General features: G+C 39.1%; 8 protein-coding genes. 2 read left to right on the top strand and 6 right to left on the bottom strand.

Annotated features, from left to right (window positions below; genetic code table 11):
• The 3 genes from VB654_RS23755 to VB654_RS23765 form a co-directional block, all read right to left on the bottom strand.
• Nucleotides 1–720: glycosyltransferase family 2 protein (locus VB654_RS23755; protein WP_323216301.1), on the bottom strand; the 720-nt coding region annotated here is incomplete at its 3' end.
• Nucleotides 721–1,062: 342 nt separating this feature from the next.
• Nucleotides 1,063–1,764, bottom strand: a complete 702-nt coding sequence (locus tag VB654_RS23760) for an acyltransferase (RefSeq protein WP_323216302.1) — start codon at nucleotides 1,762–1,764, stop codon at nucleotides 1,063–1,065.
• A gap of 218 nt (nucleotides 1,765–1,982) precedes the next feature.
• A complete protein-coding gene (locus VB654_RS23765) occupies nucleotides 1,983–2,921 on the bottom strand; it encodes an alpha/beta fold hydrolase (RefSeq protein ID WP_323216303.1) in 939 nt (312 codons plus the stop codon).
• Nucleotides 2,922–3,045: 124 nt separating this feature from the next.
• Between VB654_RS23765 and VB654_RS23770 the strand changes: the two genes are divergently transcribed.
• On the top strand, nucleotides 3,046–3,927 hold the full coding sequence (locus tag VB654_RS23770; RefSeq protein WP_323216304.1) for a shikimate dehydrogenase: 882 nt from the start codon (nucleotides 3,046–3,048) through the stop codon (nucleotides 3,925–3,927).
• Here the strand turns inward: VB654_RS23770 and VB654_RS23775 are convergent.
• The 3 genes from VB654_RS23775 to VB654_RS23785 all read right to left on the bottom strand — a co-directional run bounded on the left by VB654_RS23775 (nucleotide 3,922) and on the right by VB654_RS23785 (nucleotide 10,005).
• Complete coding sequence (locus tag VB654_RS23775) at nucleotides 3,922–5,517, bottom strand: ATP-binding protein (protein ID WP_323216305.1); 1,596 nt, start codon at nucleotides 5,515–5,517, stop codon at nucleotides 3,922–3,924. The genes VB654_RS23770 and VB654_RS23775 overlap by 6 nt on opposite strands.
• Nucleotides 5,514–9,263, bottom strand: coding sequence for a PAS domain-containing protein (locus tag VB654_RS23780; RefSeq protein WP_323216306.1), 3,750 nt, complete (start codon nucleotides 9,261–9,263; stop codon nucleotides 5,514–5,516). Before VB654_RS23780 ends, VB654_RS23775 begins: the two co-directional genes overlap by 4 nt.
• A gap of 127 nt (nucleotides 9,264–9,390) precedes the next feature.
• Nucleotides 9,391–10,005 carry a hypothetical protein gene (locus VB654_RS23785; RefSeq protein WP_323216307.1) on the bottom strand — a complete coding sequence of 205 codons (615 nt, stop codon included), beginning with the start codon at nucleotides 10,003–10,005 and terminating at the stop codon, nucleotides 9,391–9,393.
• A 284-nt stretch (nucleotides 10,006–10,289) separates the two neighbouring features.
• Between VB654_RS23785 and VB654_RS23790 the strand changes: the two genes are divergently transcribed.
• The gene (locus VB654_RS23790) at nucleotides 10,290–10,748 is read left to right on the top strand and encodes a biotin carboxylase (RefSeq protein ID WP_323216308.1); all 459 of its coding nucleotides are present in this window, start codon (nucleotides 10,290–10,292) and stop codon (nucleotides 10,746–10,748) included.
• Nucleotides 10,749–10,804: the final 56 nt, after the last annotated feature.

The raw sequence follows: 10,804 nt of genomic DNA on the forward strand, positions 1-10,804 counted from the left end.
GGGATTATAAGTCAATGTATCACTTTGTTCATGTTGCCGATATCTAGTGAGTTTTTCTGAACAATAATAAGCTCCTAAACCAGAACGACAACAAAGATAGTTTAAATATAAATCGTAGCAACCACCAACTTCTTCTGGAATAGCATCCCAATCGACAATATCCTTACGAATAACGGCAGCACAAGCACTTGCTACAGACATATCTACTATACCAATTTCATAAAAAGGTTGATAAACACCCGCTTTTAAAGTATCCCGTTTCCATGTTTGTGAACATTTGGCAGTGAGAATATCATTTATTAAGCCATCTTTATCTATGATGTGATGGTCGCAAAAAGCTAAAGCTAAATTGTGATTACTTTCTAACGTTGGTACTAGCTTTTCTATAAATTCTGCTTCCCATATATCATCATCATGTAAACTTGCAACATACTTTCCTTTTGCCAGTTTAAAACCATGTTTAATATTGCCTAACATTCCCAAATTATGAGAATTACGCCAAAAGCGAATGCGTGTATCTTGGAAACTATCAACTATTGGTTGAAGATTTTCATTACTACAGTTATCACAAACAATAATTTCCAGATTTTGATAAGTTTGTTTAACTGCACTAGCAATTGCTTGCTGAAGATAATGTGGGCGGTTATACGATGTAATAATAACGCTAACTAAGGGTGATTCATCTACATAATTAGCTAACATTTTTGCTCCTATAGTCATTATATTTGAATATGGAGAAGGCAATAAATTTCAGCAGAGATAATACAGCACTATGCAAAAATTGGTAATCAAAATAGGCTCCTCTTCGCTGTACGAACAGAAGTAAAATAGGGTGCATCCTGGTTTTTATTTGGCAACAACAGAATAATTGTCATTGCGTATGGCTAAAGCCTACGGCATAGCTTCGCTTCAAAGCTTTCGCCTTAGCGATACGCAATCACGTTAAAAAAGTAGTATGCTCCCAGTTAAATAGGCTTAAAGCCGAATATTTGTGTACTTTAAAAACTTAAAAATGTCTGTATTTGCCTGGGCAAACAATGATTAAATTTCAGTAGCAGGTGACTAACAAATTTTTGTGGAGTTGATAATTTCTTTGTTGTTACGGCTTTTAATTACTCTTGCCGGTACACCTACAGCTATAGAGAATGGGGGAATATTTTTTGTGACAATAGAACCAGCACCAATCACACTACCATTACCAATGGTAACTCCATCTAATACTTTGACTCCAGAACCTAACCAACAGTCATCCTCAATGGTAATTCCCAGACGAGTTACACCTTGTAAACCTATTGGTTGGGCGGGGTCTGAATAAATATGATTATTGGCAAATATCCCAGAGTGTGCCGCAATCAAACAGTTTTTTCCAATGGAAATATCTCCTGGCCCAGCAATAGTAACATAAGGTCCAATGAAAGTGCGATCGCCAATATAAATAGATGTATTTATTAATGCTTGAATATCAACACCATAACTAAAAATAACTTCATCTGCTAGGTAAATCAAATTATTTGGGTGTCCACTGGCATCAATGTTAGCAAATCGACAAATTCTGACATCATTCCCAAATTTAATACAACTAGGTTCAATAAATTCGACACCATATTGAATACATACTCTTTTGCCAATGCTATAAAAAATATGTGGATAGATTGAACTTCTTAATCTATTACCTAAGAAGCTTGTAGGCATTCCTCTCAATAAATTAAAGATTAAACTTTCTTGCACTTTTTTCCATTTTGGGAGATGCTTTGGAGTTCTCATATTTAGAAATAAAGTAGTCAATTATCGTAGCTCATTTATAGCGATTCTTTAGGCTATATTCATGCCACAATGACAAAATATAATTTAACTAAATATGCTTAAAAAATCTTCGTTACAAAGTAACAAAAGAAACCGAGGGGATGAGGATAGGCACCAATTTATTTTTCTTCTAAACCTCTTCCCCCCTGTGTCTTTGCACTTCTACTCCTTATTCCCAGTTAATGAGCAATTGATAACACCCAATCGCGTAAAAGAGGGTTCACCTGTTCTGGTACTTCATCATGAGGACAATGACCTGCTTTGAGAAAATGTTCTGTGAGTTCAGAATAATATTGACGAAACTTTTGGGAACGATCTCTAGCATTCATCCAAGGATCAGCTTCTCCCCATAGTAATAATACAGAACAAGTTAATTTTTTTAATAACACATCAACTTTTTCCCCTTGTGGTGTGCTAAAAACTGAAATAAATACATCCAATGCCCCAGGATCATCAGCAGGACGAGCAATTTCTGTAATTAACTGTTCTGTAATGGCACTTTTGTCAAGATAAACTTTTTCTAGGGTTTGGCGAATTACCCAACGTTGGCGCACATATTGAAATAACAGAAATTGGCTTAAAGGTTGTTGAAAAATCCACTTCACAGAATCACCCAAGAGTTTTTGTAAAGTTGAGGGTTGTTTGGGGGTTTGAATTTGGGCTTGTAATGCTTCTGGTTCCGATGTGGATGGATTTTGGCTAAAAGGGCCAGCACTATTGAGTAAGACTAACCCGGCCGCAGCATCTGGACATTGTGCAGCTACACACAAACAAGCATAGCCACCAAGGGAGTTACCTGCTAAGACAGCTTTTTGACCAATAACTTCACTGATAAAATCAGAAAGTTGGTCACGCCACAAATCACCACCATATTGTAATTTCGGTTTGGCGGAACGGCCAAATCCTAAAAGGTCGATGGCAAATACTTCAAAATCTTGGCACAGTCCTGTGATATTCTTGCGCCAGTGGTCTGTGGATGCGCCAAAACCATGCACTAACAACAGGGGTGGGCGTTGCGGTTGTTTTTCTCCTGCCTGGACGTAGTAGATATTATGACCCCGCCACTGCCAATATTGACCAGGAACTGGAGTGGTGGAGGAAGCTGTAGTTACTTGCATGATATAAAGAAATATTAAGTGACTTTTAATCATTGTAATTGTATCCCTCAGCAATCCAATGATTAAGGAGAAGAGGCAGGGGCGCAGGGTACAGGGGGAAAAGATGGTAACTTCCTAATGACTAATGACTAAACCATTGATTACAGGTAAAACTCAACTTTTGGGCGTAATTGGGCATCCAGTGGAACATTCGTTATCGCCAGTGATGCATAATGCCGCAATCGCTCAATTAGGATTAGATTATGTTTATCTACCTTTGCCAATTAAACCAGAGAATTTAGAGGTGGCGATCGCTGGATTAGCCGCGATCAACGTTGTGGGTTTTAGTGTGACAATTCCTCACAAACAGGCAATTATGCCGCTATTATCAGAAATTACCCCGATGGCACAGGCTATAGGTGCAGTCAATACCGTTAGTCGCCAAAATAATCAATGGGTAGGCACAAACACAGATATAGAAGGATTTATTGCTCCCTTACAGACAACATATCAGCAGGACTGGAGTCAAAAAATAGCGGTAATTTTAGGACATGGTGGCGCAGCTAGGGCAGTTGTTGTAGGTTGTCAGCAGCTAGGCTTTGCCCAAATTCATGTTGTGGGGCGCAATATGCAAAAGTTAGCAGTATTCCGCAATAGTTGGGGAAATTCACCAATAGCTGAGAAATTACAAGTTCATGTATGGGATGATTTAGCACAGTTGATTTCTCAAGCCAATTTACTGGTCAATACTACACCTGTAGGTATGTATCCCCACGTCAATGAATCGCCTGTCACTGTAGCAGATATGCAGAAATTATCCCCAGGTGCGATCGCTTATGATTTAATCTATATTCCTAACCCGACACAATTTCTCCAACAAGCGAAAAAACAAGACGCAATTGCCATTGATGGCTTAGAAATGCTAGTTCAACAAGGAGTAGCCGCATTAAAAATATGGTTGCAACAAGAAACTATACCTGTAGATGTCATGCGCCAAGCATTGCAAAAACATTTAGGTTTGTCATGATTTAGCCGGGTTTTGAGGATTTAACGGTAATTGAACAATAAATTTTGTCCAGCCATGAGTGCTGCTAACTGTAATTGTGCCTTGGAGATACTCTACTAACTTTTTCACAAGTGTTAACCCCAATCCTGTACCGCCATGTTGATAGCGATCGCTTTGAGGAATGCGATAAAATGGATCAAAAATCCGAGCTTGTTCTGCTGCCAGAATTTTTACACCAGAATTGCTGACTACTAGTTCAAATAAGGGAGTTTTAGTATTTGTATTGGTCACGAGTTGGGCCTCAACTATAATCTCTTCTTCCAGAGGAGTATATTTGCAAGCATTGTTAAGTAACTCTGAGACAATTCTGGTCAGGAGAGAAGTATCTAAAAGTATAGGTGGTAAATCTGGGGCAACTCTAACTTGTAAAGTTTGTTGCTTCTCCTGAGTGCAATGTTGAAAAGTCTCGGCAATGTGAGGTAGCCAGTCTTGGATTTGAATGTAAATTAATTCCAAGGGATACAAATTGGCATCAATTATCCGCATATATAGCAAATCGTCAACTAAATCTAGTTCTTGTTCACACTGCTCTCGGAGGATATTTAAATAACGAGTGACCGACCAAGATGCCGCAGGTGGTACTGCCTGCAAAATTCCTTGTTTATCTAAAATATGTTCTAACATACATATAGCCATTTTGATGTTCGATAATGGCGTTCGCATTTCATGAGATGTCGTAGCCAGAAAATCTTCTTTCAACTGGTTTAATTTTTGCAGTTCTATCAATTGATTTTCTAGTTGTCTGGCAAGTTCTTCAGCAATATTGCGTTTTGCGGTCAGTCTGCGTTGGGTGTCATCACGAAAGACTAAGACAGCACCTTTAATTACACCATGATTGTCTTTTAAAGGTGTAGCACTATCAGCTATAGGAATAATTCTGCCATCTTTAGCAATTAATAAAACCAGATTATCTAAATAAATAGTAGTTTTTTGTTGGAGTGCGGAAATAATGGGATTTTCTGTAGGTTGTTGAGTTTTTTCATCAATGAGTTGGACAACTTTAGTTAATAACTGTTCTTTTGCTTGTTCCCAAGTCCATCCTGTTAGTACTTCCGCCACTTGATTCATATATTTAATATGCAGTTGAGGATCAACAACAATTACCCCATCCCCCATTCCTTGGAGAACAGAATCCAAAAACTGCTCATGTTCATAGCGGTTGATTGCTGTTTGAATAGCAACATAAAGTTCTTGCTCTTTAACCGGTTTGAGAATATATCCAAAAGGAAATGTCAAAGTTGCCCTTTCTACGGTACTTTTATCAGAATGTCCGGTAACGTAAATCACAGGAATTTGCAAAGTCTGCCAAATTTGCTCTGCTGCCTGGATGCCATCCTGTTCTCCACGCAGGCGGATATCCATTAAAATCAAGTTTGGGCGCAGTTCATTGGCTTTAGTAATTGCGGTTGCTGCGGAATCTGCTATATCGACAACAATGTATTTTAAGGACTCTAAAATTTCTTGTAAGTTGATGGCAAGGATATACTCATCTTCAACAACGAGAATTCTCACTGTTTTTTGAGCCTGCTGATTAGATGGGATACTGATCATATTACTGTCCGATTGTTTGTAAAAGAGATTTTAAACTCTGTTCCTTGTCGAGAGTTAATATCAAGAGTTCCTCCGATTTGTTTAACCAACCCTTGAACTAGAGTAATTCCTAGAGTTCTCGACTTTTTGCTATAAAAATCAGTAGGTAATCCTACCCCATTATCTCGTAAAATGAGTATTAAATTCTGTCCAGACTCTTGATAAAATTCTACCTGAATTTCACCGATACGATCATCAGGAAAAGCATATTTTAAAGCATTAGAAACTAATTCATTAATGATTAATCCACAAGGAATTGCTGTTTCGATGTCCAAACTAGCATGATCCACTTGAATATGCAATTGAATTCGGTTAGAACTGACATTATAAGATTCAAATAAATGAGTTGTTAAATCAGGAATATATTGAGCAAAATCAATATCACCAAGTTCTTCAGAACCGTACAATTTTTCATGCACTAGGGCGATGGAGGCAATTCGATTGTGGCTATCCCGGAGGATTGCTATGGCTTGAGAGTCTTTGGTACGTCTGCATTGCATTTGCAGCAAACCACTAACAATGCCTAAATTATTCTTGACACGATGGTGAATTTCTTTTAGTAATACTTCTTTTTCTTTCAAAGAGGCTTTAACTTTTTCATCTGCTTGCTTTTTTTCGGTGATGTCTTGGTGAACAGCTACAAAAACTTGGTCATACTGAGAATGACTAAAAATCGATGAAGTGCCATGACACCAAAATGGAGTACCATCTTTTTTGATATTGTGGACTTCATAACTTGATTCAGTATATTTGAAAATATTTCCGACAATATCTTGATAGTCTGCTTCAGATGTAGTGTGTTCATCTTCATAGTTAAGAATGCGAATATTTTGACCAATTAATTCATGAGCATCGTAACCATACATTTGCTCGAATTTAGGATTTGCATAAACAATAGTTCCATCGCTGGCTTTAATTAAACAAATGCCTTCTGCCATGTTCCGGGTAATTACTGCTTGCAGTTCTAACATCTGTTCAGTACGTTTGCGATCGCTGATATCCATGATGATACCTAGCATTCGGATGGGATGACCGGCTGCGTCATAAATTCCCCGTCCTCGATCACACAACCAATGAATAGTACCATCAGGATGAATGACTCGATACTCGGCGTTGTAGTTAATATGTTCGGCCAATGCATTGGATATAGCTTGTTCAAATCTTTCCACATCTTCTGGATGAATCACACTGTGCCATAGCTGATATGTCGCTACTTTTGTTTGTGGCTCAAATCCTAATAAGCGATAATTATTGTCGTTCCAAATCACTTCATTGGTGAGAATATTCCAGTCCCATGTACCGATATAGGTAAATTCCAAAGCTAACCTCAGTTTTTCTTCACTTTTGGCTAAGGCTGCTTCTGCTAATTGGCGATCGCGCTGTGCAGTATACTGTTGGGTAATGTCTTGCAGAGTTCCATAAAGACGGATTACTTGCCCTTCAGAATTAAATCCGGCTTTTCCAATGGCTTGAACATAGCGATCAGAGTTATTCTGTTGAGGCAACCGCAGAATTAATTGGTATGACTCACCAGTGGCGATCGCTTGTTCTACCGCTTGATTGAGTCTTGCCGCATCTTCGGGGTGGTAAAATTTTAAATGTTCTTCATACTTCGGCTCGATTTGTGGTAAATCTTGACCGTAAAGTTTAAAAAGTTCTTTAGAATAACTAACTTTTTCGGTAATCAAATCATAGTCCCAATTACCAAGGCGAGCGATTTGTTGTGATTCTTCCAGCCGAGTTTGATGAGTTTTTAGGTCTGTGACATCAACTCCTAATCCATCCCAAACCACTCTACCATCATGCAATTGTCGTGGGCTGGAACGAAAATGTAACCATTTGATCTGGCCACTGGGCGTGTGAATTTGCAGTTGAATATCAAAGGCAGAAAGATGATAGTAAGAATTATCAATAGCTGCTTGTAGCTTGAGGAAATCTTTGTTTTCCAATTGGTGAAACAGTAAACTTGGATCTTGGAGTACATCTTCGGCCGTAACTTCCATAAGTTTTTCTACACCAGCACTCAGATAAGAAAAGCGATCGCTACCATCTAATTCACGAATAATTTGATACACCACACCATTGTGCAGGTTATCTCCAATTCCTCGCAACATTGCTTCCTGCTCTTTTAATGTGAGTTCTGCTTGTTTGCGTTCACTGATATCTGTAACTCTGACTAAATGTATAATCTGATCAGCAACTTTGATTTTTTTTATTGCTAAGTTACCCCAAAAGGAATTACCTTTCTTAGTCAAGTATTCAATTTCTCGACTCCAAAATCCTTTGTCGTTAATTTCGCCAATGATGACTGCTGTAACTTCAGAGGTAAATAGTTCTTTTTGTAGGGTTTGTCCATCAATCCCAATTAATTCATCTTTGCTTCTGGCTTCAAATAGTTCTACCGCTCGATCATTACAGTCTAATGTGAAGTATTTTTCTGTATCCACCAGAAACAACGCATCAGTGGATTTATTAAAGATAGCTTCTCTGAGGTCTCGGCTTTGTATGAGTGCTAATTCAGCACTTTTGCGCTCGGTAATGTCTCCTAGTGAACCAACTAATCGCACGGGATTTCCTTGTTCATTCCATACAGCTTTGGCTCTTGATTGAAACCACCGATAGCTGCCATCTTTGCACCTCAGACGATACTCGTCTTGATAATCTGGGGATTGCCTGAATAAATAAGCCTTTTGAGCTGCTATGACTCGTTCATAGTCATCAGGATGAATGCAATCGCTCCATTCATCACTGCTATTTCCCAGGTGATGTTGATATCCCAACATTTCATACCAACGATCAGAACGGAAGGTTTGATTTGTAGTTATATCCCAATCCCATATAGCTTCATTCGTACCGGCGATCGCTAATTGCCAACGTTCTTCACTTTCTCTTAATGCTTCCTCGGTACGCTTGCGATCGCTCACATCTTGTACTAAACCATGCCAAGCGACATCTCCGTTATCCCGATGCTCTGGCATAGAATTGCCTTGCAACCATTTAACTTGACCCGATGGTGTGATAATTCGCCATTCATGTCTAAAAGGTTTGAAGTTTTGGGAACTTTCGCTGACTGCATCGTGATAGCCTTGAACATCATCAGGATGTATTGGTTCTATACAGAGCATGGCATTCTCTAGAACTTGCTCTGTAGTGACTTCCAAAATTTTCTCAATGCCAGAACTCATATACTCGAAGTGAAGACAGCCATCTGGAGACTGTACAAGAATGTAAATATTTCCCGGTAAATTAGTTACTAGGTGTTGAAATCTGGCTTCACTTTGCCGTAATGACTCTTCTATCTGTTTGCGATCGCTGATGTCGAAATTAGTACCAGTGACAATCCAGCATTGTGCATCTTCAACGTAACGGGAGGTATAGGTAGCTGAGATCCATCGCAGAGAACCATCTTTGTGATGAAATCGGTATTCTACGGTTACGGTGCGCCCAGCAAAGACATCTTCAGACATTGGCATAATCACCGTTTCTCTATCTTGGGGATGCACTCCCAACACCCACAAACTTGGATTAGCCATAATTTCCTGGGACGTATAGCCAAAAATGGCTTCAGATCCAGGAGACTGATAATCACACACCCAATCATAGTTAGAGAAGACGCGAAAACGCACAATAGCAGTGGCGATCGCGCTATTGAGAATATCCTCAAATTGAATTTGTGATTCTTGAATTCCTGCGTCCCAGTGTGACATTTGCTGCTATTGCGGAGTTACTTTTTGTTTTACCTCCTTAATTGTCGATCATGAATAAATACCACAAACAATTTTGTATAGAACTTTGCCGTCAGTCCTGTTCCCCTAGATCCTGCCCTCTTTCCTGTTATTTTTGCGGCCAGCGCCAATTATAGCGATTCCATTGGTAGATTCCTGGAATTTCGTACTCAGCACCGTTGTAGAGGCGCACAACACAATTAGTAGGTGAAGAACTATCACCATCATGAATTTCATCAATTTGTAGTACGATACAGGGAAACCATTCACGCTTACACGGGCCATCATCTTGTACCCATTCCCATAGTCCATTGGAAACTTCAATGCGATCGCCTACTCTGAGCTTGAGTGCATCCTCAACGTCAGAATACTTGTCAAAATGATATGATTCTACACGATTAACCCACGGTAAACCGTAGCGTTGGCGAATGAATTGGACATTTCCCGAATCGTTTTCATGTAACCAATCATTGAGTAATTGCACCTTCCAAGTGCGGTTTTGTTGTTCCTTGGTTTTGACAAACTGTAAAAACGCTGCCAATTCCTCTGAGTCAAGTTCGTCTAAAGGATTGACTACATCTGATTTCTTGGAGTTAAAATCTCCCTGAATTTGCTCGACCACTCGCAGTAATATCTGCTTCTGCATATCAGTGAGAGGACAACTAGCTGCATTACAACTATTAAAGGCTGCTTGCAACGCTGTTTCAATCTCATCTGGAGTCATAAGTTGATAGCAACTGAGGGGTTTATTTTCCTAATTATTACAATAGTTTTATTCAAGACTCCAACCTCCCAGTCATGAAATTCAGGTAAGCTGAGGTTAAAAACAGTGCTAAAGGAATCAGTGCCAATTAGTGTCTCTCCGTTGTGATCAATAATGTTATTAAACTTTGAGATACTGATAGTGGTTTCCTATGTACAAAATTGAGTTAAGTTCTGTAATCACCGCGTTTAGCTATGGAAAATAATCACAACATAGCATTTTTATTAAATTCGCCAATTTTAGTTATGCAAAAATATTTCAGTAGCATCACTCAGTATGCACAACTAATTTCTGTGATCTTTATTTCTGGCTTGCTCACAGTTATGTCCTGGGTATATACTCCAGAGGCCATAGCGCTGACACAGATAAAATTATCTGATGTTTCCTATAAAGATTGTCCAGCAGAACTGGCAGAAGGATCTGTAATTAGTAGTGGTAGTGCGGCTGCTAATTGTTTTATTGTCACTGGTAAGGCAGAAAATGGCACTTACAAAACGGTCTATGACGCAGATATCTTTGGACGCATCTATGATGCCAACAATAACCCAGTCATGCAAAATCGTACCCGTCTTGGTTCGATTCCCGAAATTCCACCAGGCTTGAGTGATTTTGCAATCAGAATTTCTGTTCCTGCCAACCAACCAGAACCTTTGAAGCTGAAGCAGTTTAAAGCTGCCGGTTTTAGCGGTAAAGTCCGCAGGTAATTCGTAATTCGTAATTCGTAATTCGTAATTCGTAATTCGTAGTTAGGGATTGTGAA

It is taken from the genome of Nodularia sp. UHCC 0506 (genome assembly GCF_034931045.1).
Lineage (GTDB): Bacteria > Cyanobacteriota > Cyanobacteriia > Cyanobacteriales > Nostocaceae > Nodularia.